Here is a 22940-nt window from a genome sequence, read left to right on the forward strand (position 1 = left end):
AAATGGCACTTAAATCCTATAATCCAACCAGCCCCGGACAGCGCGGCCTGATCCTCGTCGACAAGTCGGCGCTGTGGAAGGGCAAGCCCGTCAAGGCGCTGACCGAAGGCAAGCGCAAGACCGGCGGTCGCAACAACAAGGGTCATGTGACCTCGCGCGGCATCGCCGGCGGCCACAAGCAGAAGTACCGCTTCATCGACTTCAAGCGTCGCAAGTGGGACATGTCGGCCACCGTCGAACGTCTGGAATATGACCCCAACCGCACCGCTTTCATCGCGCTGGTGAAATATGAGGACGGCGAACTCGCCTATATCCTCGCGCCGCAGCGTCTGGCGGTCGGCGACACTATCGTCGCGGGCAAGAAGACCGACGTGAAGCCGGGCAATGCGATGGAATTGTCGCAGATGCCGGTCGGCACGATCGTCCACAATATCGAGATGAAGCCGGGCAAGGGTGGCCAGATCGCCCGTTCGGCAGGCACCTATGCCCAGGTCGTTGGTCGCGACCGCGGCCTGGTGATCGTGCGTCTCGGTTCGGGCGAGCAGCGCTACATCCGCGGCGAGTGCATGGGTACGGTTGGCGCGGTGTCGAACCCCGACAACCAGAACACCAACATCGGCAAGGCCGGTCGCAGCCGCTGGCTTGGCAAGCGCCCGCTGACGCGCGGTGTTGCGAAGAACCCGGTCGATCACCCGCATGGTGGTGGTGAAGGCCGCACCTCGGGTGGCCGTCATCCGGTGACCCCGTGGGGCAAGCCGACCAAGGGCGCCCGCACCCGCCACAACAAGTCGACCGACAAGATGATCATCCGGTCGCGTCACGCGAAGAAGAAGAGGTAAGCCATGGCTCGCTCGGTCTGGAAGGGTCCCTTTGTGGACCTCCATCTGCTCAAGAAAGCCGAAACGGCCCAGGACGGCGGCAGCTCTGCCCCGATCAAGACCTGGTCGCGCCGGTCCACCATCCTGCCGCAGTTCGTGGGGCTGACCTTCAACGTCTATAACGGCCGCAAGTTCGTGCCGGTATCGGTCAACGAAGACATGGTCGGCATGAAGTTGGGTGAATTTGCGCCGACGCGCTTCTTCCCCGGCCACGCGGCTGACAAGAAGGGCAAACGCTAATGGGCAAGGAAAAGTCCCCCCGCCGCGTTGCGGATAACGAGGCGCTGTCGGTCGGCACGCAGATCCGCGGGTCGGCGCAGAAGCTGAACCTCGTCGCCGCGCTGATCCGCGGTCGCAAGGTCGAAGACGCGATGAACGTCCTCGCTTTCTCGAAGAAGGCGATGGCGGTTGACGTGCGCAAGGTTCTCGCCAGCGCCGTCGCCAACGCGGAAAACAACCACAACCTCGACGTCGACGCGCTCGTCGTCAAGGAAGCGAGCGTCGGCAAGTCGCTGTCGATGAAGCGCTGGCATGCGCGTGGCCGCGGCAAGTCGACCCGGATCGTCAAGCCGTTCAGCCGCATCCGCATCGTCGTGCGCGAACAGGAAGAAGAGGCGTAAGATGGGCCAGAAGAGCAATCCGATCGGCCTGCGCCTGCAGGTCAACCGCACCTGGGACAGCCGCTGGTTCGCCGAAGGCCAGGACTATGGCCGCATGCTGGTCGAGGATCTGAAGATCCGCCAATATGTGTTCAAGACCCTGCCGCAGGCCGCGATCTCGAAGGTCGTGATCGAACGTCCGGCGAAACTGTGCCGCGTTTCGATCTATGCCGCCCGCCCGGGCGTCATCATCGGCAAGAAGGGCGCGGACATTGAAAAGCTGCGCAAGAAGCTCGGTGAACTGACGGGCAGCGACGTGTCGCTGAACATCGTCGAAATCCGCAAGCCCGAAGTCGACGCCAAGCTCGTCGGCCAGGGCATTGCCGACCAGCTCGAACGCCGCGTCGCGTTCCGCCGCGCGATGAAGCGCGCGGTGCAGTCGGCGATGCGTCTGGGCGCCGAAGGCATCCGCATCAACTGCGCCGGCCGTCTCGGCGGCGCGGAAATCGCGCGCACCGAATGGTACCGCGAAGGCCGGGTGCCGCTGCACACGCTGCGCGCCAATGTCGACTATGCCGAATCGACCGCGCACACCGCCTATGGCGTGTGCGGGATCAAGGTGTGGATCTTCAAGGGCGAGATTCTCGGCCACGACCCGATGGCGACCGACCGTCTGATGCTCGATGCACAGACGACCGGCGTCCGTCCGGCTCGTGAAGATCGCCGCTAAGGACAACTGACATGTTGCAACCGAAAAAAACCAAGTTCCGCAAGGCTTTCAAGGGCCGCATCCACGGCAATGCCAAGGGTGGCACCAGCCTGAACTTCGGCTCCTACGGGCTGAAGGCGATGGAACCCGAGCGCATCACCGCGCGCCAGATCGAAGCGGCTCGCCGTGCGATCAGCCGTGCGATCAAGCGCCAGGGCCGTTTGTGGATCCGCATCTTCCCCGACGTCCCCGTGTCGTCGAAGCCTGCCGAAGTCCGCATGGGTAAGGGCAAGGGTTCGCCGGAATATTGGGCGGCGCGCGTGAAGCCGGGTCGCATCCTGTTCGAACTCGACGGCGTTCCCGGCCCGGTGGCCGCGCTGGCGTTCGAACGCGCGGCGATGAAGCTGCCGATCAAGACGAAGGTGATCGCCCGTCTCGGCGACACCTCGCACCTGGAGGGTTAAGGGCCATGGCCAAGACCGAAGATTTCAAGGCCAAGACCGACGACCAACTGTCGGAACAGCTTGGCGAACTGAAGCGTGAGGCGTTCAACCTCCGCTTCCAGGCGGCCACCGGCCAGCTTGAAAAAGCATCGCGCGTCAAGGAAGTCCGGCGTTCGATCGCCCGCATCAAGACGCAGCAGACCGAGCGCGCGCGCTCGGCCGCGAAGTAAGGAGACTATCGATGCCGAAGCGCATTCTGACCGGTACGGTGGTGTCCGACAAGGGCGACAAGACCGTCGTGGTGAAGGTCGAACGGAAGGTGAAGCACCCTCTGTACGGCAAGATCATCCGCCGCTCGAAAAAATATCACGCCCATGATGAGGACAATGCCATCAAGGCTGGCGAAACCGTCCGCATCGAGGAAACGAAGCCGATTTCGAAGCTCAAGACGTGGAAGGTGCTCGACAAGGTCGACACCCACAGCAAGCCCCAGAGCCCGACGGCTCCCGCTGCTGACGCCTGAGCTGAGTTTCACGGAACCGCCGGGGTTGCCCGGTAGGCCAAAAGAGAAGGAAGTGCATCGATGATTCAGATGCAGTCACAATTGGAAGTCGCTGACAACAGCGGTGCCAAACGCGTCCAGTGCATCAAGGTGCTGGGCGGATCGAAGCGCCGCACCGCCGGCGTCGGCGACGTCATCGTCGTGTCGATCAAGGAAGCCCAGCCGCGCGGCAAGGTGAAGAAGGGTGACGTGCATCGCGCCGTCATCGTCCGCACCCGCAAGGATGTGCGCCGCGCCGACGGTTCGGTGATCCGTTTCGACACCAACGCCGCCGTGCTCGTCAACAAAAATGAAGAGCCGATCGGCACGCGTATCTTTGGCCCCGTCGTTCGCGAACTGCGCGGCCGTGGCTATATGAAGATCATCAGCCTGGCGCCGGAGGTGCTCTGACCATGGCCAACAAGATCAAGAAGGGCGACACGGTTGTCATCCTGTCCGGCAAGGACAAGGGCAAGACCGGCGAAGTGACGCAGAGCCTGCCGAAAGACGGCAAGGTTGTCGTCGCGGGCGTCAACATCATCACGCGGCACCGCAAGCCGAGCCAGACCAACCCGCAGGGTGGCCTGGAACGCAAGGAAGCGCCGCTGTTCGCGAGCAAGGTTGCGCTGGCCGATCCCAAGACCGGCAAGCCGACGCGCGTGCGTTTTGAAACCAAGGACGGCAAGAAGGTGCGTGTCGCCGTGAAGTCCGGGGAGACCATCAGTGGCTGACAATTACACCCCCCGCATGCGCAAGCGCTACGACGATGTGATCGTCAAGGCGATGACCGAAAAATTCGGTTACAAGAATGCGATGGAAGTGCCGAAGATCGAAAAGATCACGCTCAACATGGGCGTCGGCGAAGCCACGCAGGACAAGAAGAAGGTCGAAGCGGCCGCTGCCGAGATGGAACTCATCGCCGGCCAGAAGCCCGTCGTGACCAAGGCGAAGAAGTCGATCGCACAGTTCAAGCTGCGCGAAGGCATGCCGATCGGTTGCAAGGTCACCCTGCGCCGCGAACGCATGTATGAATTCCTCGATCGCCTGATCACGATCGCAATGCCGCGCATCCGCGACTTCCGCGGCGTGTCGGCGACCAGCTTCGACGGTCGTGGCAACTATGCCATGGGCCTGAAAGAGCAGATCATCTTCCCCGAAATCAACTATGACCGCATCGACCAGGTGCGCGGCATGGATGTGATCGTGACCACCACGGCGCGTACCGACGACGAAGCCCGCGAACTGCTCAAGCTGTTCGGCTTCCCGTTCCCGATCGCAGCCGAAGAAAAGGCAGCCGCCTGAGTCCCCGACGGGACCAGGCCGGCTCTTTCAAGAAGGAAAGAGAACTTAAGTCATGGCGAAACTGAGTTCGACGAACAAAAATGAGCGTCGCAAGCAGCTGGTGAAGAAATATGCCGGCCGTTATGCGAAGCTGAAGGCGATTGCTGCGGACACCTCGCTCGACGATGGCGAGCGTCTGATCGCGCGCCTCAAGATGGCGGAAATCCCGCGCAATGGTAACCCGACCCGCATCCGTAACCGGTGCGAGATGACGGGCCGCCCGCGCGCTTATTATCGCAAATTCCGGCTGTGCCGTATTCAGCTCCGCGATCTGGCCAACAAGGGCCTGATCCCCGGTGTTGTTAAGTCGAGCTGGTAAGGGACTGACAAGATGGCAATGACCGATCCTTTGGGTGATATGCTCACCCGCATCCGCAACGGCCAGACGGCGAAGAAGGACAGCGTCCTGACGCCGGCGTCGACCCTGCGCGTCCGCGTTCTCGATGTTCTGCAGCGCGAAGGCTATATCCGCGGTTACAGCGAAGAAGCGCTGGGCGCCAAGGGCGAGCACAAGGGCATCCGCATCGAGCTGAAATATTTCGAAGGGCAGCCGGCGATCCGCCATGTGGCGCGCGTTTCGAAGCCGGGCCGCCGCATCTATTCGGGGTCGAAGGACCTGCCGATCGTGCGCAACGGCCTCGGCATCACCATCGTGTCGACCCCGCGCGGCGTCCTGTCGGACGCCGAAGCCCGCGAGCAAAATGTCGGCGGCGAAGTGCTGGCGGAGGTGTTCTGATGTCGCGCATTGGTAAAAAGGCAGTAGCGATCCCCGGCGGTGTCACCGCCGCGATCGACGGCGGCCAGCTGTCGGTGAAGGGTCCCAAGGGCACCCTCGCGATGCCGCTTTCCGACCTCATCAATTATGAAGTCGGCGAAGGCAGCATCTCGGTGCAGCCCGCGAACGCAACTCGCGAAGCGCGCGCGTTCTGGGGCATGCAGCGCACCCTGGTGCAGAACCTGGTCACCGGTGTGACCGAAGGTTTCACCAAGGTGCTCGAAATCACCGGTGTCGGCTATCGCGCCAACTCGCAGGGCAAGACGCTGAAGCTGCAGCTTGGCTACAGCCATGATGTCGATTTTGCGGTGCCCGAAGGCATCGAGATCAAGACGCCGGACAATACGACGATCGAGATCAGCGGCATCGACAAGCAGAAGGTCGGTCAGGTCGCGGCGGAAATCCGCCGTTGGCGCAAGCCGGAGCCCTATAAGGGCAAGGGCATCAAATATCGCGGCGAGTACATCTTCCGCAAAGAAGGCAAGAAGAAGTAAGCCATGGCACATCTTACCCCATTCGAAAAACGCCGCCAGCGCGTTCGTACTGCCCTTCGCAAGCGGGCTGGTGGGCGCGCGCGCCTGTCGGTGCACCGTTCGGGCCGGCATATCTATGCCCAGCTTATCGATGATGCCGCCGGCCAGACGCTGGCTGCCGCCTCGACGCTGGACAAGGATGTCCGCGGCAAGACCGGCGCGACCACCGCGGCGGCTGCCGACGTTGGCAAGCGCCTCGCCGCTGCCGCGAAAAAGGCCGGCGTGACCCAGGTCGTGTTCGACCGCGGCGGTTTCCTGTTCCACGGGCGCATCAAGGCGCTGGCCGACGCGGCTCGCGAAGGCGGATTGGAGTTCTAATATGGCTGACGAAGTACAGAACGCCGAAGGCGCTGTCGAAGCGACCGAAAACACCGGCGCGCCGCGCCGTGGCCGTGGCGGCCGCGACGGTGGCCGCGGTGGTCGTGAAGGTGGCCGTGGTCGCCGCGACGACCGTCGCCCGCGCGACGAGGATGGTGGCGAAGAGCTGATCGAAAAGCTCGTCCACATCAACCGCGTTTCGAAGACCGTGAAGGGCGGCAAGCGCTTCGGTTTCGCCGCGCTCGTCGTTGTTGGCGACGGCAAGGGCCGCGCCGGTTTCGGTCATGGCAAGGCGCGCGAAGTGCCCGAAGCCATTTCGAAGGCGACCGCTGCCGCGAAGAAGGCGATGATTCGCGTTCCGCTGCGCGATGGCCGCACGCTGCACCATGATGGCCGCGGTCATTTCGGCGCCGGTCTGGTGACCGTGCGTTCGGCACCCGCGGGGACCGGCATCATCGCCGGTGGTCCGATGCGCGCCGTGTTCGAATCGCTGGGCGTGGCCGACGTTGTGACCAAGTCGAACGGCACCTCGAACCCCTATAACATGATCCGTGCGACCTTTGAGGCGCTCGGCGAACAGACCAGCCCCAAGTCGGTCGCGCAGCGTCGCGGCAAGAAGGTGTCGGATCTGATCAAGCGCGGCGGTGCATCCGACCGGGCAGCCGAAGCCGAAGCGGCAGCGGTGACGGAGTAAGATCATGGCCGACAAGAAGATCAAGATCCGCCAGATCGGTTCGCCGATCCGTCGTCCCAAGGGCCAGCGCGCCATCCTGACGGGCCTCGGCCTCGGCAAGATGCACCGCGAGGTCGAACTGGTCGACACCCCCGAAGTGCGCGGCATGATCCGCAAGCTTCCGCACATGGTGGAAGTCGTCGAGGGCTAAAGGCGCGATGAAGCTCTACCGCCTGTTGACCGGTCCCGACGACAGCGCCTTTTGCGCGCGGGTCGAAGGATTGCTCAACCGGGGGTGGCAGCTTCATGGCAGCCCCTCGATCACCCAAGTCGATGGCCGCGGCTATGTCGCCCAGGCCATTGTGATGGAAAAGGCCGGACCCTATCCCGGTTTTCAGCCATCGAGTGAAATTGAACCGGACTGAACGTCTTTCCTCGGAAAAACGGCAGTCCATAGCGCGACCACAGCGAAAGCGAGTGCAACATGACGATCAAGCTTAACGAACTTCGTGACAACAACGGCGCCCGCAAGGGCCGCATGCGCGTCGGACGCGGCATCGGCTCGGGCAAGGGCAAGACCGCCGGCCGCGGCCAAAAGGGTCAGAAGGCCCGCAGCGGCGTCGCGATCAACGGCTTCGAAGGCGGCCAGATGCCGCTTCACATGCGCATCCCGAAGCGCGGCTTCAACAACATCTTCGGCAAGGACTTTGCGATCGTCAATCTGGGCATGATCCAGAAGCTCGTCGACGCGAAGAAGCTGGATGCCAAGGCTGTTGTCGATCACGCCGCGCTCAAGGCCGCTGGCGTGGCGCGCGGCGGCAAGGACGGCGTCCGCCTCCTCGCCAAGGGCGAATTTACCGCCAAGCTGAACTTCGCGGTCGCCGGTGCGTCGAAGGGCGCGATCGAAGCGGTCGAAAAGGCCGGTGGCAAGGTCGAACTTCCCGAAGTCAAGGAAGCGGCGCCCGAAGGCAAGAAGGCCCAGCGTCGGGCCAAAGCCAAGGCCGAATAATTCAGACAAGGGCGGCTCCTCCGGAACCGCCCTTTGTCATTTGAACACACCCTATCCCCGTTCGTGTCCCGACTTCGCTCGACACGAACGGATGAAGCAGCCGGTATCGACCAGCTGCGTTGCAAAATAGGCCTTTCCCCTTGCGCTTCGTGACCGGCGAACGCACATAGGCGCCGGGTCGCGGGGGGCGCGGTCCGGAATATCCTCGAGGAAACTACCCATGGCCTCTCGCGCCGACCAGCTTGCTTCCAACCTCAATTTCTCGAAATTCGGTCAGGCGACCGAACTCAAGAACCGCATCTGGTTCACGATCGGCGCGCTGATCGTCTTCCGCTTCCTGTCGTTCGTCCCGCTGCCCGGCGTCGATCCGGTCGCGCTGTCGACGCTCTACAGCCAGGCGGCATCGGGCGGCGTCCTCGACATCTTCAACACCTTCTCGGGCGGCAGCCTGGAGCGCATGAGCATCATCGCGCTCGGCGTCATGCCCTACATCACCGCGTCCATCGTGGTGCAGCTCGCGGCAGCCCTGTCGCCCAGCCTCGCCGCGCTCAAGAAAGAGGGCGAAAGCGGGCGCAAGAAGCTCAACCAATATACCCGCTATGGCACCGTGTTCCTGACCGCGATCCAGGGCTATTTCATCGCCGTCGGTCTCGAAACCCTCGGCGCCAGCCAGGGCATCGCCGCAGTGGTCGATCCGGGCATGATGTTCCGGATCGGCGCGGTGATCAGCATCGTCGGCGGTACCTTGTTCCTGATGTGGCTTGGTGAGCAGATCACCGCGCGCGGGATCGGCAATGGCGTGTCGCTGATCATCATGGCGGGCATCCTCGCCCAGCTGCCGCGCAGCTTTGCCCAGATGTTCACCCAGGTCCGCGAAGGATCGATGGGCGGCGGCACGGTGGTCGCGGTGTTCGCGGGCGCCATCCTCGTCATCGCCTTCATCGCCTTCATGGAACGCGCCCAGCGCCGCGTGCTCGTCCAATATCCCAAGCGCGCGACGCAGCGCGGCGGGATGCAGGCCGACCGCAGCCATCTGCCGCTCAAGGTCAACACTGCGGGCGTCATCCCGCCGATCTTTGCCTCGTCGCTTTTGCTGATGCCGCTGACGATCACCCAGATGATGGGCAATAATGTCCAGGGCGATACCGCGATGGGCGATTTCCTGATCACGCTGAACCAGTATCTGGCGCACGGTCAGCCGCTCTACATGGCGCTCTATGCCGCGGGTATCATCTTCTTCTGCTTCTTCTATGTCGCGGTCGTCTTCAACCCCGAAGAAACCGCGGACAATCTGAAGCGTCAGAACGGCTTCATCCCCGGCATCCGCCCCGGCAAGAATACCGCCGCCTATCTCGACCATGTCTTGACCCGCATCACCGTGCTGGGGGCGGCCTATCTGGCGGCGATCTGTCTGGTCCCCGAATATTTCATCGCGCAATCGGGGCTTCCCTTCGCGCTCGGCGGCACCAGCCTGCTGATCATCGTCAACGTGACGATCGACACGATCAGCCAGATCCAGAGCCACATGCTCGCGCATCAATATGGCGACCTGATCAAAAAGGCGAAATTGAAAGGCGGCGTTGCGCGGCGCTAAAGCGCCCGCTACGGCAACTGCGACACGGCAGAGGCAACAGGGGCTTCCATGACGCTGAATATCATTTTGCTCGGTCCGCCGGGAGCGGGCAAGGGAACGCAGGCGGTGCGGCTCGAGGACGAGCATGGCATGGTTCAGCTGTCGACCGGCGACATGCTGCGCGCGGCGGTCAAGGCGGGAACCCCGATCGGCGTCCAGGCCAAGGCGGTGATGGACGCGGGCGAGCTGGTGTCGGACGAAATCGTCTCGGGGCTGATCGGTGAACGGCTCGATGCGCTCGGCAACGAAACCTCGGTGATCTTCGACGGCTATCCGCGCACCGCCGCGCAGGCCGACGCGCTGGACAAGATCCTGTCGGACCGCGGCCGCAAGCTCGATCATGTCATCGAGCTGCTGGTCGAGGAAGACGCGCTCGTCGACCGCATCACCGGACGCTTTTCGTGCGGCAATTGCGGCGCCGGCTATCACGACCGTTACAAGCTCCCCAAGGTGGCCGATGTTTGCGACGTTTGCGGCAGCCACGACTTCAAGCGCCGCCCCGACGACAATGAAGAAACCGTGCGCACCCGCATGGCCGAATATCGCGCCAAGACCGCACCGATCCTGCCGATCTATGAGGCGCGCGGCATCGTGACGCGGGTCGACGGGATGGCGCCGATCGATCAGGTCAACGACGCGATCGAGGCGATCCTCGCCCCTGCTGGCTAGTCAGCTCCCTCGGCGCCGGTTATTGAGGCACCAAGGGGGGACAGGCTGATGGCAATTTCCGGATATTTCGCAGGCGCCACGATGATTGCGGCGCTGACCTTTGCGCCCGCCGCGACTGCCAAGGTCGTCGACCAGAGCGAGGCCGGCTTCACCGTCGCGCACGCCGCCCAGGTCGCCGCGACCCCCGCCGACGTGTGGAAAATGCTGCGTATGCCGCAAAACTGGTGGTCGAAAGATCACAGCTGGTCCGGCGACGCCGCGAACTTCTGGCTCGATTCGCAGGCGGGCGGCTGCTTCTGTGAAAAATTGCCCGACACCGGCGCCGGGGTTGGCAGCGTCCAGCATGCGCGCGTGCTGTTTTCCAAGCCCGGCCAGCTGCTCCGCCTGTCGGGCGCCTTCGGTCCGCTGCAGGGCGAAGCGCTGAACGGCACGTTGACGATCCAGATCAAGGCCACCCCCACTGGCAGCGCGCTGCGCTTCGACTATGTCGTCGGCGGCTATATGCGCTTCAAGGTCGCCGACATCGCGCCCGCGGTCGACAAGGTGATCGGCGAGCAATTGATCGGACTGGCGAATGCGCTCGGCGGCGCGCTGCCACCGAGCCGCGAGGAAAAGGCTGCTACTGCGGCCGAAGCGGCTGCCAAGCCCGCCGCCGAAACCCCGCCCGCTGAGGATGAGCCGGGCCTCGACGCCGCGGTCGCCGATCTGGTCGATGAGACGCCGAAGGCCGAGCCCGAAGGCGGGCGCTAAGCACGTAGGCCAAATTTTGACCCGTTTGCCCTGAGCTTGTCGAAGGGCCGCCCTTTCTTTTGGCGCCGCAAGAAGACCAGTGCTTCGACAAGCTCAGCACGAACGGTTTGAGATGAATGGGTCGGCGCTAAGCGTCCGGCGTTCCGCGCAGCCTGGCCAGCGCCGCAAACGGCCCCGCCGCCTCTTCGCTCAGCACGCCCTTCTCCGCGAGAATCCGGTCGGCGTCGGGGTGGCGCGGAAAGGGGTCGAGCGCGAGCGACAGCGTCTGCACCGCGGCCTCGCCCAGGTCGATGCGATCGCCTTCGAGCGGCAGCAGGTCGCAATCCTCGCTGCTGATCTCAATCTCTTCCTCGGCGTCGACCGGCGCGTCGACATCGCGCAGGAAACGCAGATCGAACGGTTCGTCCACCGTCGCCGGAACGGGCAGCCCGGTCGCGGCGCACGACTGGACGATGGTCGCGCGCACCGCCCCCTTGGCGCCGATTCCGCCCGCAACGGACCGGATTTCGGCGGTGAGGAAAAAATGATCGACCGCGATCAACCCCAGTCGCTTTGCGATTCGCGCGCGCGCCTCGGCATCGGCTTCGACCGCCACGGCGCGCCCCTGCGCCGCATCGGCCAGCGTCAGGGCCAGCGAAAATTCGCTCGCCGCGCTCACGCCGTCGCTCCGCCCAGCCGGTCCGCGACGATCAGCTCGGCCACCGGGGTTGCTGTCAACGCCGCGCGCAGCTTGGCGACTTCGGCCATCACATGCGCCAGCCCCGCCGCATCGGGTGCGCTACCGCGCCACAGATTGCGGACCAGCGCGGCGCGGAGCTCCTCCGACCCGTCGGCGGCACGATAAACGCCCAATCGCCCGCCCAGCGCCCCGACCATCCGGCCGATCTGCTTGCCGACCACCATGTCGCCAAACCCGATCTGGCGCATCTGGCCGTCCATGTCGGTGACGAACAATTCGGTTAGTTCGACCCCGGCGCGCGCCTGTGCGGGATCGTCGTCGATCCGGTGGAGGACGAGCGCGAGGACCAGGCTGACCATGTCGAAACGCCCGTCGAGCGTGTCTGGGACCAGGCCCTCAGCATACCAGTGCGGCGCGCGCGCGGCGGCGACGACGGCGTTCCACAGCGGGCGACGCGCCTCGCGCGGGTCGGGCTGCGAACGGAAGAGTTTGCGGAGCGAGAACATGCCCACCGCTTAGGCGCAATTCGTGCCGCCGAAAAGGGGCGCCGGTCCGCCGCACGGTCAGCTTCTGGCAAGCTTCGCCGCGCCACAAGCAGCTTGTGCGCCGCATCTGCTTGCGGTTAAGAGGCGCGAGAGCGAGCGCCGACCGCTGGCAAAGGCCGCGACAGGCGCAACGGAGATTATAGATGCCGAATTTCAAGCTTTCGTCTGCCGCTCCGCGCGCGCGCCTGATCGTTCTTGGACTTGCCGTCGCGCTGACCGCCAGCGGCTGCGCGCAGCTCAAGGGCCGACAGGGCTATGTCGTCGATCCGCTGCTGACCACCGCGATCACCCCCGGCGTCGACAACCGCGAATCGGTCGAAAAGACGCTCGGCCGTCCGACCTTCGTCGGCCAGTTCAGTGACAATGAATATTATTATGTCTCGCGCGAAACGCGCCAGCTCGCCTTCGCCAAGCCGCGCCCGGTCGACCAGCAGGTGCTGCGCGTCCGCTTCGACGCCGCGGGCAATGTCGCCGCGGTCGACCGCACCGGACTGGAGTTGGTGAGCAAGATCAGCCCTGAAGGCGACAAGACCCCGACGCTGGGCCGCGAACGCAGCTTCTTCGAAGATATTTTCGGCAATATCGGCGCGGTCGGCGCACCGGGCGCGGGGGCGCCCAGCGGGCAGTAATCTTTATGCTTTAATCCTCCCTGTCGCGTAGCGATGGGGAGGGGGACCGCTCGCCGGAGGCGAGTGGTGGAGGGGCGGCGACGTCGCGCCAAAGCCCCTCCGTCAGCGCTTCGCGCTGCCACCTCCCCATGGCTGCGCCACAGGGAGGAACATTAGAAATTACTGCGCGATTCCGCCCGCCGCGAGCACCGCGAGCGTGACCAGGTCCGACGCGGTCGATGCCATCGTCGCGACCTGCACCGGATGCTCCATCCCCACCAGCATCGGCCCGATCACCGCGCCGCCACCGAGCTCGCGCAGCAGCTTTGCCGACAGGTTCGCCGATTGCAGCCCCGGCATGACCAGCACATTCGCGGGGCCCGACAGGCGGCAGAAGGGGTAGTTTTTCATCACCTTGGCGTTCAGCGCGACGTCGGGCGCCATTTCGCCTTCATATTCGAACGCCGGCTGGCGCCGGTCAAGGATCGCCACCGCCTCGCGGATATTCTCGAGCCAGCTCCCCTCGGGGTTGCCGAAGGTCGAATAGGACAGGAAAGCGACGCGCGGTTCGTGGCCCATGCGCCGCGCGACCTGCGCGGTGCGCTCGGCGATATCGGCGAGCATTTCGGCGGTCGGCCGCTCGTTGACCGTCGTGTCGGCCATGAAGATCGTGTGATGCTGGTCGACGAGCACATGAATACCGAACGGCGTCTTGCCCTCGGCATGGTCAATCACGCGGCGGATTTCGCGCATCGTCTGCGAATAGGTACGCGTCGTGCCGGTGATCATCGTATCGCCCAGCCCCATTTTCAGCAGCAGCGAGCCAAAGATATTGCGGTCGCGGTTGACCATGCGCTCGACGTCGCGGCGCAAATATCCGCGCCGCTGGAGCCGCTCATAGAGCATGTCGACCATCGCGGGGACGTGCGGTGAATTGACGCTGTTGTGCACCTCGAAACTCTCCGCGTCGGCGACGCCCATCGCGCGCAGCTTCTCGTGCAGCCCTTCGCGCCCGACAAGCACCGGCGTGCCGTACCCGCCGTCGCGGAACTGGATCGCGGCGCGCAGCACCGTTTCTTCCTCGCCCTCGGCAAAGACGACGCGCTTCGGATTGTTGCGCGCGGCTTCATAGGCGAGCGTGAGCACCGAGGTCGTCGGGTTGAGCCGCGCGCGCAAGGACGTGCGATAGGCGTCGAGATCGGCGATCGGCCGCTGCGCAACCCCCGTCTCCATCGCCGCCTTGGCGACCGCCGCGGGCACGATTTCCATCAGCCGCGGGTCGAAGGGCGAGGGGATGATATATTCGGGGCCAAAGCTCGACGCGCGCCCGCCATAGGCCGCGGCGACTTCTTCGGGCACCTGCTGGCGCGCAAGGTCGGCAATGGCGTATGCAGCTGCGATCTTCATTTCCTCGTTGATCGCGGTCGCATGGACGTCGAGCGCGCCGCGGAAGATGAAGGGGAAGCAGAGCACATTGTTGACCTGGTTCGGATAGTCCGACCGCCCCGTCGCGATGATCGCGTCGGGTCTTGCTGCACGGGCATCCGGCGGCGAGATTTCGGGATCGGGGTTCGCCATCGCAAAGATGATCGGCGCGGGCGCCATATCCTTGACCATCTCGGGCTTCAGCGCGCCGGCGGCGGAGAGGCCCAGGAACACGTCGGCGCCGACGAGCGCTTCGGTTAGGTCGCGCGCCTCGGTCGGCACGGCGTGCGCCGATTTCCACTGGTCCATGCCTTCGGTGCGGCCCTGATAGATGGTACCCTTGCGGTCGCACATGATGACATTTTCGTGCCGGACGCCCATCGCCTTGATCAGCGCGGTGCACGCGATCGCCGCCGCCCCCGCGCCGTTGACGACGACCTTGACCGTCGAAAGGTCGCGCCCGGTCAGGTAACAGGCGTTGATCAGCCCCGCCGCGGTGATGATCGCGGTGCCGTGCTGGTCGTCGTGAAACACCGGGATGTTCATGCGCTCTTTCAGCGCGGCCTCGATGATGAAGCAGTTGGGCGCGGCAATATCTTCGAGGTTGATGCCGCCAAAGCTTGGCGCGAGCAGCTCGACCGCCTCGATGAAGCGCTGCGGATCTTCGGTATCGACCTCAAGGTCGATCGAATCGACGTCGGCAAAGCGCTTGAACAGCACCGCCTTGCCTTCCATCACCGGCTTCGAGGCGAGCGCGCCGAGATTGCCGAGCCCCAGGATCGCGGTTCCGTTGGAAATCACCGCGACCAGATTGCCCTTGATCGTATAGTCATAGGCCTTGGCGGGATCTTCGGCGATCGCCTTCACCGGCACCGCGACGCCGGGCGAATAGGCAAGGCTCAAATCGCGCTGCGTCGCCATCGGCTTCGACGCGACGATCTCGATTTTCCCGGGGCGTCCATATTCATGGTAAAGCAACGCCTCGCGGTCCGAAAACTGCACCTTGCTGCCGCTGTCCATCATCTATCCCCTATTCAATCGCATCAGACGCGCGCCCGAGCCCTTTCCCTAACGTCGCGGGCGCCGATTGTAACCGGCAATATTATCGAGCGGCGGTCCGCCGAACGGTTCCGGTTTTTGCATCCCGGATAGAGTCCGCGATGCTGCGTGTCCGCATGCAGCCGGAAGCGGACGTGTCTTCTCCCCTCCCTTTTAGGGAGGGGCTGGGGGTGGGTAGCCGCCGAAGGCGGCATTCTGCCCCGGCTCGCTTCGCTCGCACCCACCCCTAACCCCTCCCTGAAAGGGAGGGGAATGGCTTAAAACCACCCCAAAGCGGCCATTCCGCCCGCACCCGCTACCCCGACCTTGCCTTGTGTCCCCCAATCACTAAGCAGGGCGCATGCCCGCCACTGCCCGCTCCGCTGCCAATTCCAACCAAGCCGCGCCCGCCGCAACGCCGATGATGGCGCAATATTGGTCGTTGAAGGACAAGGCGGGCGACTGCCTGCTTTTCTATCGCATGGGCGATTTCTTCGAGCTGTTCTTTGATGATGCCAAGGCGGCGGCGGCGACGCTCGACATTGCGCTTACCTCGCGCGGCGAACATGGCGGACAGTCGGTGCCGATGTGCGGGGTTCCCGTGCACGCCGCCGAAGCCTATCTCGCGCGGCTGATCCGCGCGGGACACCGCGTCGCGATCGCCGAACAGGTCGAAACCCCCGCCGAAGCGAAGGCGCGCGGCGGGTCGAAGGCGCTCGTCGCGCGCGACATCGTGCGGTTCGTCACCGCAGGAACGCTGACCGAGGAAAGCCTGCTCGAAGGGCGTAGCGCCAACCGGCTCGCGGCGCTCGCCGAGGTCGGCACCGATGGCGAGGTCGCGATCGCCGCCGCCGATATTTCGACCGGGCGGTTCGAGGTCGTCGCGGTCGCGCGGCACGCGGTCGATGCCGAACTCGCGCGGCTCGCGCCGTCCGAACTACTGCTCAGCGAGAGCGCGGGCGACCTGCCGATTTCGTCGGCACGCCAGATCGTGCGCCGCCCGCCGTCGGACTTTGCCAGCACAAACGCACAGAAACGGCTCGAGGCCTTTTTCGGTGTCCAGACGCTCGATGGTTTCGGCGCGTTTTCGCGCGGCGAGGTCGCGGCGATGGGTGCGCTCGTCGCCTATCTCGACCATGTCGGCACCGGCTCGCCGACCTTCCTCCAGCCGCCGCTGCGCCACCTCGCGTCGGGCCGCATGGCGATCGACGCGGCGACGCGCGAAAGCCTCGAACTCGTCCGCACGATGACAGGGACGCGCGACGGCAGCCTGCTCGGCACGATCGATCGTACGGTGACCGCGGCTGGCGCGCGGCTGCTCGCCGACGATATCGCGAGCCCGCTCACCGACAAGGCGGCGATCCTCGACAGGCTCGACCTCGTCGATGCGCTCGCGCGTGATGCGCTGTGGCGCGGCGAGCTCCGCGCGGCGCTGCGCGCGCTTCCCGATGCCGGTCGCGCGCTCGGGCGCCTCGTCGCCGGACGCGGCGGACCGCGCGACTTGGCGCAGCTTCGCGATGCGCTCGGCGGCGCGCGGCTGCTCCGCGAACGCCTCGCGCGCCGCGCCGACCTGCCGCCTTTGCTCGCGCGCCTGCTTCCCGGGCTCGACGGGCATGGCGCGCTCGTCGACGAACTGACGCGCGCGCTCATCGAGACCCCGCCGGTCGACGCCGCGCAGGGCGGCTATGTCGCCGAAGGCTACGACCATGCGCTCGACGCCTTGCGCGAGACCGCGCGCGACGGGCGCAAGGCGATTGCCACATTGGAAGCGCAGTATCGCGACCGCACCGGCATCACGTCCCTGAAGATCCGCCACAATGGTGTGCTCGGCTATCATGTCGAGGTACCCGCGAAGCACGCGGACGCGCTGATGGCGCCCGAATCGGGCTTCACCCATCGCCAGACGCTCGCGGGCGTGGTGCGCTTCAACTCGTCCGATCTCCACGAAGCCGCGAGCCGCGTCACGCAGGCGGGCGTCCACGCGGTCGCTGCCGAGGCGGCACATCTCGAAGCCCTCACCGACGCCGCGATCGCGCGGCGTGAGGGGATCGCCGCGTCGTGCGACGTGCTCGCGCGGATCGACGTCGCCGCCGCGCTCGCCGACCATGCGATGAGCCACAACTGGTGCCGCCCCGACCTTGCCGACACGCCGTGCCTCGACGTCACCGGCGGGCGCCATCCGGTGGTCGAAGCCGCGCTCGTCAAATCGGGCGAGCGCTTTGTTCCCAACGATGTGTGGCTGTCGGAAGCCGACCGCCTCTGGCTCGTGACGGGTCCGAACATGGGCGGCAAATCGACCTTCCTCCGCCAGAATGCGTTGATCGTCGTGCTCGCGCAGGCGGGCGGCTTCGTCCCTGCCGCGACCGCCCGGCTCGGGCTCGTCGACCGCCTGTTCAGCCGCGTCGGGGCGAGCGACAATCTGGCGCGCGGGCGCTCGACCTTCATGGTTGAAATGGTCGAGACCGCGGCGATCCTCGCACAGGCGACCCCGCAAAGCTTTGTGATCCTCGACGAGGTCGGGCGCGGCACCTCAACCTACGACGGGCTCGCGCTCGCCTGGTCGGTGGTCGAGGCGGTGCACGAGGTCAACCGGTGCCGCTGCCTCTTCGCTACCCACTATCACGAACTCACGCGGCTTGCCGAAACGCTGAACGCGCTGTCGCTCCACCATGTCCGCGCGCGCGAATGGCAGGGCGATCTGGTGCTGCTCCACGAAGTCGCCGATGGCCCCGCCGACCGTAGCTATGGCCTCGCGGTCGCGCGGCTCGCGGGGGTTTCACCAAAGGTCGTGAAGCGCGCCGAAGCGGTGCTCGCCAAGCTTGAGGCGGGGCGCGAGGCGACCGGCGGGCTCGCCGCGGGGCTCGACGATTTGCCGCTGTTCGCCGCAACCCTCGCCGATGCGCCCGCCGCGGCAAAGGATGCGCTGCGCGAGGCGCTTAGCTGCATCGACCCCGACGCGCTCGCCCCGCGCGAGGCGCTCGACGCGCTCTATACGCTCAAGCGCCTGATGGCCGACGAGACATGAGCAATTTGTTCGACAATCTCGACCAGCGCCGCGCGATCATCGATCGCCGTGCGCTCGCGGGGCGGCTCGACGAGATCGCCGCCGAAACCAGCGATGCGGGCGCGCGCCGCCGTGCGATGGTCGCGCTGCTCAAGGATGCGCTCGAGGCGGGCCGGGCAGAGGTCGAACGCCGCCTGCGCGATCGCCCCTCGGCGGGGCGCGTCGCGGCGCAGGCGACCGCCTTCCTGATCGACCAGATCGTCCGCCTAGGCCATGATTTCACCGTCGGCCATCTCTATCCCGCGAACAACCGTTCGGCAGGCGAGCGCATCACCCTGATCGCGGTCGGCGGCTATGGCCGCGGCGAAATGGCGCCGCACAGCGACATCGACATCGGCTTCCTCACCCCGTTCAAGCAGACGAGCTGGACCGAACAGGTGATCGAGGCACAGCTTTACACGCTGTGGGATCTGGGGCTGAAGGTCGGCCATTCGAGCCGCTCATTGGACGAAATGGTGCGCGCCGCCAAGGACGACCTCACGATCCGCACCGCGCTGCTCGAAGGGCGCTTCATTTGGGGCGACCGCCAGCTTTACGACCAGGCCTCAGCGCGCTTCGATGCCGAAGTCGTCGCGGGCAATGCGCGCGCCTTCGTTGCCGAAAAGCTTGCCGAGCGCGACGAGCGCCACAAAAGGATGGGCGATTCGCGTTATGTCGTCGAACCCAATGTGAAGGAGGGGAAGGGCGGCCTGCGCGACCTTCACACGCTGTTCTGGATCGGCAAGTTCATCCACCGCGTGCGCACCGTTCCCGAGCTGGTCGATGCCGGGCTGCTCAGCGCGCGCGAGCTGCGCCAGTTCGAGCGCGCCGAAAATTTCCTGCTCGCGGTCCGCTGCCACCTCCACACGCTTGCCGGGCGCGCCGAGGACCGGTTGACCTTTGATTTCCAGCCCGAAATCGCGCGGCGGATGCATTTCGCCGACCGGCCGGGAAAAAGCGCGGTCGAGCGGTTCATGCAGCTCTATTTCCTCCACGCCAAAAGCGTCGGCGACGTTACAGGAACCTTTCTCGCGCATCTCGACGAACAGCTCGCGGCGCGCGGGCGGCGCTTCCTGCCGACGATCCGGCGGCGGCCGGGCAAGCTCAACGGCTTCGTCCTCGACCGCGGCCGCCTCGCGCTAGCCAGCGACGAATTTTTTCAGCAGGATCCGGTGCGGCTGATCGAGATTTTCGCGCTCGCCGACAAGCACGGCCTCGAAATCCATCCGCAGGCGATGCGCCAGGCGCGCCACGATGCGAAGCTGATCGAGACGCAGGGGGTGCGCCGGAACGCGCGCGCCAACGCGCTGTTCCTCGACGTGCTGACGTCTCCGCGCGATCCCGAAACGGTGCTGCGCTGGATGAACGAGGCGGGGGTGTTCGGCCGTTTCGTGCCCGATTTTGGCCGCGTCGTGGCGCAGATGCAGTTCGACATGTATCACCACTATACGGTCGATGAACATACGATCCGCGCCATCGGCCTGCTCGCCGACATCGAACAGGGGCGGCTCAAGGACGATCATCCGCTCTCGACCGCGATCATGGGGCAGATCCATTCGCGCCGCACCGTTTATGTTGCGGTGCTGCTCCACGACATCGCCAAGGGGCGTGGCGGCGATCACAGCGTGCTCGGCGCCGAGCTCGCGCTGCGCGTCTGCCCGCGGCTGGGGCTGAATGAGGCCGAGACCGAAACCGTGTCGTGGCTCGTGCGCTACCACCTGCTGATGTCGGCGACCGCGTTCAAGCGCGACCTTGCCGATTTCAAGACGATCCTTGACTTCGCGGGACAGGTGCAAAGCCCCGAACGCCTGCGTCTGCTCCTCGTGCTTACCGTGGTCGATATTCGCGCCGTCGGCCCCGGCGTGTGGAACAGCTGGAAACGGCAGTTGCTCACCGAACTTTATGACGCGGCGGAGGAGGTGCTGCGCCTCGGCCACAAGCAAAAGGGCCGCGAACAACGCATTGCCAGCAAGAAGGAAGCCGTCGCGGCGCAGTTCGGTTTCGACCAGAAAAGCTTCGACAAGGTCGCGAAGCGGCTGCCCGAAAGCTACTGGATCGCCGAGCCGATCGAAGTCATCGCCGCGAACCTTGTTCATATCCGGCAGGCGGGCGATGCGCCGCTGCACATCGCCGCAGTCCCCGACGACGATCGCGGCGCGACCTTGGTGATGGTGCTCGCCGCCGACCATCCGGGGCTCTTTTACCGTATCGCGGGGGGCATCCATCTGGCGGGCGGCAACATCATCGATGCGCGCATCCACACGACGCGCGACGGCCTCGCGCTCGACAATTTCCTCGTCCAGGATCCGATCGGCCGCCCGTTCGACGAGCCGGGGCAGATCGGCCGCCTGACGCGGGCGATCGAGGATGCACTCGCCAACCGCCAGAAACTGCTCCCCAAACTCGAAGCGCGCGCACTGCCGCGCACCCGCGCCGAAGCCTTCCGCATCGCCCCCAATGTCTTCGTCGACAACAAGGCGTCGAACCGCTTCACCGTGATCGAAGTCAACGCACAGGACCGCCCCGCGCTGCTCAACCAGCTCGCCTATGCGCTCTTCCAGTCGAAGGTCACCGTCCACAGCGCCCACGTCGCCACCTATGGCGAACGCGCGGTCGACACCTTCTATGTCACCGACCTGATCGGCGACAAGATCGACAGCGCGGCGCGGGTAAAGTCGCTGGAAAAACGCCTGCTCGAAGCGGCGACGAGCGCGAGCGAAGAGGCGGTGGCGGCTTAGGGGGTGGCGATGCCCCGGCGGTGGGGCGCCGGGGCATCTATTGGCTCGCAGGGGACCAACCATGCGACCCAAATCCCTCAAAAAATGCTCGCGATCGGGCGTTCTGGTCCGCATTCACCCCGATCTGCCGTGCCGACCTATGCGCCGGAGCCGTCGAGCATGGTCAGCAGGCGCCGCGCGTCCCATCCCTCGCGCAGCGCCAGCCCGTCGTCGAGCAGCCGCTGGAACGCCACATCGTCCATTGGCGCCGCGAACAAATAGCCCTGGCCCACCGAGCACCCCAGCGCGCGCATGATGGCGCGCTCGGCCTCGGTCTCGATCCCCTCGGCAACAACGCGAATGTCGAGCGCCGCGCCCAGCTTGACTATGCTTTCGACGATGACGCGCTTGGCCGCGCTGTGCGCAAGGTCGTGGACAAAGCTGCGATCGACCTTGATTTCGCTGAGCGGAAAACTTTCCAGATAGCGCAGGTTGGAATAGCCGGTGCCGAAGTCGTCGATCGAGATGCTGACGCCCAGGCGCCGCAGGTTGCCGAACGCGCGGCGAATCTCCTCTGGCTCGGGGACCATCAGATTTTCGGTCAGCTCCAGCGTCAGCCATTCGGGCCGACAGCCGGTCTCCCCCAGCACCTGCTCGACAAAAGCCACCATGTCGCGCCGCATGAATTCGACGACCGAGACATTGAACGAAAAGCGGATCGGGATGCGGCGACCGCGGTTGATCTTGGCGGCCTGCGCGGTGAGCATGTGCAAGCCCCAGGCGCCGATATCCAGAATTGTGCCCGTTTCTTCGGCCACCGCGATGAAGCGGTCGGGCGGCTGGAGCCCGAAGGCGCCATGGTTCCAGCGCAGCAGGGCTTCGGCGCCAACCACATCGCCCGAGGCCAGGTCGATCTGCGGCTGATAATGAAACAGTAGTTCCTGGTTCGCTACGGCGGTCTGCAGGTCGCTCGCCAGCCGGATGCGATTGTGCGCATCGCGTTCGTCCGCCGCGGCATAGGGATGTGGCGGATGACCAGGCATCGCCTTCGATCGCTGCAACGCCGCGCCGGCTTGGCGAACCAGCTGGAGCGGGTCGTGACCGGCGAAGCCGATCGCAAAGCCGGCGGCGAACTGGACCGCAATCGACGCGCCGGGCAGGACGAAACGAGGCCGTAACAGCACAAGAATTTCGTCGACGATGCTCCCCGCCTGATCGACATCGCCGAGTTCGAAGGCGAGCGTGAAACTGTTCGTCCCGACGCGGGCGATCGCCGCGGCCGTGCGGGTCGAAAGGCGCGTCGCTACCGAACGCAGCAGCGCGTCGCCGACGTCGTAACCGAACCCGTTGTTGACATCGTGAAACCGCAGGATGTCGAGCTTCACCAGCAGCACCGCGGAACTTGCCGGGACGTCGATCGCGGCGAGCCGGTCGAGCAGGCCATAGCGATCGAGCAGGCCGGTCAGGCGATCAATGCCGGGCGCGTGCGTCACATCGCGGATGATCCCGACAAAATGTGTTACCGGTCCTCCGCCACTGCGAAAAGGCACCAAGCGAAGTGCGTTGCGGAACATCGTCCCGTCGCGGCGATAGTTGCGCAGCGTCACCGAACATTCGCGACCTTCGGCCAGCGCGGCCCGCATTTCGGCGATCTCGGGCTGAAGCCGGTCGTTGCCCTGCAGATAGCGGCAATTCTTGCCGATCGCCTCGGCCGCCGTATAGCCGGTGATCGCCTCGAATGCCGGGTTCACCTGGACGATCGGCTGTCCCCGCTGCCGTACGTCGGCGACCAGCACCCCGTCGCCGATATGGTCGAGCGCGAGCAAAAATGGGTCGGACAGTGCCACGGGCTCGCTTGGACGCTGGGTCAGACGGCGCCACCGCGCCGGGGTGAATGTCGCGATATCGGACGCCGGGCTGCCGACGCGCTCTGTCTCACGCACCATGATGCCGACGCGTTTGGGCCGTTGTCGAAACCGCCATCCACCGTTGGACGTTCATTATTGTATGCACG

General features: G+C 65.3%; 28 protein-coding genes. 24 read left to right on the top strand and 4 right to left on the bottom strand.

What is annotated here, in order from left to right; translation table 11 throughout:
* The first annotated feature begins 2 nt into the window (after positions 1-2).
* The 21 genes from rplB (at position 3) to SPYCW_RS16405 (ending at position 10871) form a co-directional block, all read left to right on the top strand.
* Positions 3-839 (top strand): 50S ribosomal protein L2, encoded by an 837-nt coding sequence (gene rplB, locus SPYCW_RS16305; protein WP_120217695.1) that lies wholly within the window; start codon positions 3-5, stop codon positions 837-839.
* Between the two features lie 3 nt (positions 840-842).
* Positions 843-1118 carry a 30S ribosomal protein S19 gene (gene rpsS, locus SPYCW_RS16310; protein ID WP_037556370.1) on the top strand — a complete coding sequence of 92 codons (276 nt, stop codon included), beginning with the start codon at positions 843-845 and terminating at the stop codon, positions 1116-1118.
* Complete coding sequence (gene rplV / locus SPYCW_RS16315; protein WP_011543083.1) at positions 1118-1498, top strand: 50S ribosomal protein L22; 381 nt, start codon at positions 1118-1120, stop codon at positions 1496-1498. Before rpsS ends, rplV begins: the two co-directional genes overlap by 1 nt.
* Before the next feature lies 1 nt (position 1499).
* Positions 1500-2207: a 30S ribosomal protein S3 gene (gene rpsC, locus SPYCW_RS16320; RefSeq protein ID WP_120217696.1), complete on the top strand. Its 708-nt coding sequence runs from the start codon at positions 1500-1502 to the stop codon at positions 2205-2207.
* A gap of 11 nt (positions 2208-2218) precedes the next feature.
* A complete protein-coding gene (gene rplP, locus SPYCW_RS16325) occupies positions 2219-2650 on the top strand; it encodes a 50S ribosomal protein L16 (RefSeq protein WP_011543081.1) in 432 nt (143 codons plus the stop codon).
* A 5-nt stretch (positions 2651-2655) separates the two neighbouring features.
* Positions 2656-2859: a 50S ribosomal protein L29 gene (gene rpmC, locus SPYCW_RS16330; RefSeq protein ID WP_120217697.1), complete on the top strand. Its 204-nt coding sequence runs from the start codon at positions 2656-2658 to the stop codon at positions 2857-2859.
* A gap of 11 nt (positions 2860-2870) precedes the next feature.
* Complete coding sequence (gene rpsQ, locus SPYCW_RS16335; RefSeq protein ID WP_120217698.1) at positions 2871-3152, top strand: 30S ribosomal protein S17; 282 nt, start codon at positions 2871-2873, stop codon at positions 3150-3152.
* Between the two features lie 60 nt (positions 3153-3212).
* Positions 3213-3581: a 50S ribosomal protein L14 gene (rplN, locus tag SPYCW_RS16340; RefSeq protein ID WP_120217699.1), complete on the top strand. Its 369-nt coding sequence runs from the start codon at positions 3213-3215 to the stop codon at positions 3579-3581.
* A 2-nt stretch (positions 3582-3583) separates the two neighbouring features.
* On the top strand, positions 3584-3901 hold the full coding sequence (gene rplX / locus SPYCW_RS16345; protein ID WP_120217700.1) for a 50S ribosomal protein L24: 318 nt from the start codon (positions 3584-3586) through the stop codon (positions 3899-3901).
* Positions 3894-4472, top strand: coding sequence for a 50S ribosomal protein L5 (gene rplE, locus SPYCW_RS16350; protein WP_120217701.1), 579 nt, complete (start codon positions 3894-3896; stop codon positions 4470-4472). The genes rplX and rplE overlap by 8 nt, the downstream gene beginning before the upstream one ends.
* Positions 4473-4524: 52 nt before the next feature.
* Positions 4525-4830 carry a 30S ribosomal protein S14 gene (rpsN, locus tag SPYCW_RS16355; protein ID WP_120217702.1) on the top strand — a complete coding sequence of 102 codons (306 nt, stop codon included), beginning with the start codon at positions 4525-4527 and terminating at the stop codon, positions 4828-4830.
* A 12-nt stretch (positions 4831-4842) separates the two neighbouring features.
* Positions 4843-5247 carry a 30S ribosomal protein S8 gene (gene rpsH / locus SPYCW_RS16360; protein ID WP_120217703.1) on the top strand — a complete coding sequence of 135 codons (405 nt, stop codon included), beginning with the start codon at positions 4843-4845 and terminating at the stop codon, positions 5245-5247.
* On the top strand, positions 5247-5780 hold the full coding sequence (rplF, locus tag SPYCW_RS16365) for a 50S ribosomal protein L6 (RefSeq protein ID WP_120217704.1): 534 nt from the start codon (positions 5247-5249) through the stop codon (positions 5778-5780). The genes rpsH and rplF overlap by 1 nt, the downstream gene beginning before the upstream one ends.
* Before the next feature lie 3 nt (positions 5781-5783).
* A complete protein-coding gene (gene rplR, locus SPYCW_RS16370; protein ID WP_120217705.1) occupies positions 5784-6137 on the top strand; it encodes a 50S ribosomal protein L18 in 354 nt (117 codons plus the stop codon).
* Between the two features lies 1 nt (position 6138).
* Entirely contained in the window at positions 6139-6831 is a 693-nt protein-coding gene (gene rpsE / locus SPYCW_RS16375; protein WP_120217706.1) for a 30S ribosomal protein S5, read from the top strand.
* Positions 6832-6835: 4 nt separating this feature from the next.
* The gene (gene rpmD, locus SPYCW_RS16380; protein ID WP_120217707.1) at positions 6836-7021 is read left to right on the top strand and encodes a 50S ribosomal protein L30; all 186 of its coding nucleotides are present in this window, start codon (positions 6836-6838) and stop codon (positions 7019-7021) included.
* A gap of 7 nt (positions 7022-7028) precedes the next feature.
* Complete coding sequence (locus SPYCW_RS16385) at positions 7029-7235, top strand: DUF1737 domain-containing protein (RefSeq protein ID WP_067180143.1); 207 nt, start codon at positions 7029-7031, stop codon at positions 7233-7235.
* A gap of 59 nt (positions 7236-7294) precedes the next feature.
* Positions 7295-7819, top strand: a complete 525-nt coding sequence (gene rplO / locus SPYCW_RS16390) for a 50S ribosomal protein L15 (RefSeq protein ID WP_120217708.1) — start codon at positions 7295-7297, stop codon at positions 7817-7819.
* A gap of 220 nt (positions 7820-8039) precedes the next feature.
* The gene (secY, locus tag SPYCW_RS16395; protein WP_120217709.1) at positions 8040-9413 is read left to right on the top strand and encodes a preprotein translocase subunit SecY; all 1374 of its coding nucleotides are present in this window, start codon (positions 8040-8042) and stop codon (positions 9411-9413) included.
* A 48-nt stretch (positions 9414-9461) separates the two neighbouring features.
* Positions 9462-10121 carry an adenylate kinase gene (locus tag SPYCW_RS16400; RefSeq protein ID WP_171005197.1) on the top strand — a complete coding sequence of 220 codons (660 nt, stop codon included), beginning with the start codon at positions 9462-9464 and terminating at the stop codon, positions 10119-10121.
* A gap of 48 nt (positions 10122-10169) precedes the next feature.
* On the top strand, positions 10170-10871 hold the full coding sequence (locus SPYCW_RS16405) for a hypothetical protein (RefSeq protein ID WP_120217710.1): 702 nt from the start codon (positions 10170-10172) through the stop codon (positions 10869-10871).
* Positions 10872-10998: 127 nt separating this feature from the next.
* Here SPYCW_RS16405 and SPYCW_RS16410 read toward each other — a convergent pair whose 3' ends face one another.
* Entirely contained in the window at positions 10999-11529 is a 531-nt protein-coding gene (locus SPYCW_RS16410; RefSeq protein ID WP_120217711.1) for a YceD family protein, read from the bottom strand.
* Entirely contained in the window at positions 11526-12056 is a 531-nt protein-coding gene (locus SPYCW_RS16415; RefSeq protein WP_120217712.1) for a ubiquinol-cytochrome C chaperone family protein, read from the bottom strand. The genes SPYCW_RS16410 and SPYCW_RS16415 overlap by 4 nt, the downstream gene beginning before the upstream one ends.
* 182 nt (positions 12057-12238) lie before the next feature.
* On the opposite strand from SPYCW_RS16415, the gene SPYCW_RS16420 reads away from it, so the two are divergent.
* Positions 12239-12724 (top strand): outer membrane protein assembly factor BamE, encoded by a 486-nt coding sequence (locus SPYCW_RS16420; RefSeq protein ID WP_120217713.1) that lies wholly within the window; start codon positions 12239-12241, stop codon positions 12722-12724.
* 159 nt (positions 12725-12883) lie between these two features.
* Here SPYCW_RS16420 and SPYCW_RS16425 read toward each other — a convergent pair whose 3' ends face one another.
* Entirely contained in the window at positions 12884-15148 is a 2265-nt protein-coding gene (locus tag SPYCW_RS16425) for an NADP-dependent malic enzyme (protein ID WP_120217714.1), read from the bottom strand.
* A gap of 379 nt (positions 15149-15527) precedes the next feature.
* Between SPYCW_RS16425 and mutS the strand changes: the two genes are divergently transcribed.
* Complete coding sequence (gene mutS / locus SPYCW_RS16430) at positions 15528-18191, top strand: DNA mismatch repair protein MutS (RefSeq protein WP_120217715.1); 2664 nt, start codon at positions 15528-15530, stop codon at positions 18189-18191.
* Positions 18188-20947 carry a [protein-PII] uridylyltransferase gene (locus SPYCW_RS16435; RefSeq protein ID WP_120217716.1) on the top strand — a complete coding sequence of 920 codons (2760 nt, stop codon included), beginning with the start codon at positions 18188-18190 and terminating at the stop codon, positions 20945-20947. Before mutS ends, SPYCW_RS16435 begins: the two co-directional genes overlap by 4 nt.
* Positions 20948-21084: 137 nt before the next feature.
* Here the strand turns inward: SPYCW_RS16435 and SPYCW_RS16440 are convergent, their stop codons facing one another.
* Entirely contained in the window at positions 21085-22872 is a 1788-nt protein-coding gene (locus tag SPYCW_RS16440) for a putative bifunctional diguanylate cyclase/phosphodiesterase (protein WP_120217717.1), read from the bottom strand.
* Positions 22873-22940: the final 68 nt, after the last annotated feature.

This window comes from Sphingopyxis sp. EG6, assembly GCF_003609815.1.
In the GTDB taxonomy this organism is placed as follows: domain Bacteria; phylum Pseudomonadota; class Alphaproteobacteria; order Sphingomonadales; family Sphingomonadaceae; genus Sphingopyxis.

Coding starts and splice junctions, on each gene's coding strand:
- rplR (WP_120217705.1), top strand. CDS start 5,784: ATGGCACATCTTACCCCATTCGAAAAACGCCGCCAGCGCGTTCGTACT.
- rplV (WP_011543083.1), top strand. CDS start 1,118: ATGGGCAAGGAAAAGTCCCCCCGCCGCGTTGCGGATAACGAGGCGCTG.
- rpsC (WP_120217696.1), top strand. CDS start 1,500: ATGGGCCAGAAGAGCAATCCGATCGGCCTGCGCCTGCAGGTCAACCGC.
- SPYCW_RS16435 (WP_120217716.1), top strand. CDS start 18,188: ATGAGCAATTTGTTCGACAATCTCGACCAGCGCCGCGCGATCATCGAT.
- SPYCW_RS16420 (WP_120217713.1), top strand. CDS start 12,239: ATGCCGAATTTCAAGCTTTCGTCTGCCGCTCCGCGCGCGCGCCTGATC.
- SPYCW_RS16400 (WP_171005197.1), top strand. CDS start 9,462: ATGACGCTGAATATCATTTTGCTCGGTCCGCCGGGAGCGGGCAAGGGA.
- rplB (WP_120217695.1), top strand. CDS start 3: ATGGCACTTAAATCCTATAATCCAACCAGCCCCGGACAGCGCGGCCTG.
- rpmC (WP_120217697.1), top strand. CDS start 2,656: ATGGCCAAGACCGAAGATTTCAAGGCCAAGACCGACGACCAACTGTCG.
- mutS (WP_120217715.1), top strand. CDS start 15,528: ATGCCCGCCACTGCCCGCTCCGCTGCCAATTCCAACCAAGCCGCGCCC.
- rplN (WP_120217699.1), top strand. CDS start 3,213: ATGATTCAGATGCAGTCACAATTGGAAGTCGCTGACAACAGCGGTGCC.
- rpsH (WP_120217703.1), top strand. CDS start 4,843: ATGGCAATGACCGATCCTTTGGGTGATATGCTCACCCGCATCCGCAAC.
- rpmD (WP_120217707.1), top strand. CDS start 6,836: ATGGCCGACAAGAAGATCAAGATCCGCCAGATCGGTTCGCCGATCCGT.
- rplO (WP_120217708.1), top strand. CDS start 7,295: ATGACGATCAAGCTTAACGAACTTCGTGACAACAACGGCGCCCGCAAG.
- SPYCW_RS16405 (WP_120217710.1), top strand. CDS start 10,170: ATGGCAATTTCCGGATATTTCGCAGGCGCCACGATGATTGCGGCGCTG.
- rpsE (WP_120217706.1), top strand. CDS start 6,139: ATGGCTGACGAAGTACAGAACGCCGAAGGCGCTGTCGAAGCGACCGAA.
- SPYCW_RS16385 (WP_067180143.1), top strand. CDS start 7,029: ATGAAGCTCTACCGCCTGTTGACCGGTCCCGACGACAGCGCCTTTTGC.
- SPYCW_RS16415 (WP_120217712.1), bottom strand. CDS start 12,056: ATGTTCTCGCTCCGCAAACTCTTCCGTTCGCAGCCCGACCCGCGCGAG.
- rpsN (WP_120217702.1), top strand. CDS start 4,525: ATGGCGAAACTGAGTTCGACGAACAAAAATGAGCGTCGCAAGCAGCTG.
- rplX (WP_120217700.1), top strand. CDS start 3,584: ATGGCCAACAAGATCAAGAAGGGCGACACGGTTGTCATCCTGTCCGGC.
- SPYCW_RS16425 (WP_120217714.1), bottom strand. CDS start 15,148: ATGGACAGCGGCAGCAAGGTGCAGTTTTCGGACCGCGAGGCGTTGCTT.
- rpsQ (WP_120217698.1), top strand. CDS start 2,871: ATGCCGAAGCGCATTCTGACCGGTACGGTGGTGTCCGACAAGGGCGAC.
- rplF (WP_120217704.1), top strand. CDS start 5,247: ATGTCGCGCATTGGTAAAAAGGCAGTAGCGATCCCCGGCGGTGTCACC.
- SPYCW_RS16440 (WP_120217717.1), bottom strand. CDS start 22,872: ATGGTGCGTGAGACAGAGCGCGTCGGCAGCCCGGCGTCCGATATCGCG.
- secY (WP_120217709.1), top strand. CDS start 8,040: ATGGCCTCTCGCGCCGACCAGCTTGCTTCCAACCTCAATTTCTCGAAA.
- rplP (WP_011543081.1), top strand. CDS start 2,219: ATGTTGCAACCGAAAAAAACCAAGTTCCGCAAGGCTTTCAAGGGCCGC.
- rpsS (WP_037556370.1), top strand. CDS start 843: ATGGCTCGCTCGGTCTGGAAGGGTCCCTTTGTGGACCTCCATCTGCTC.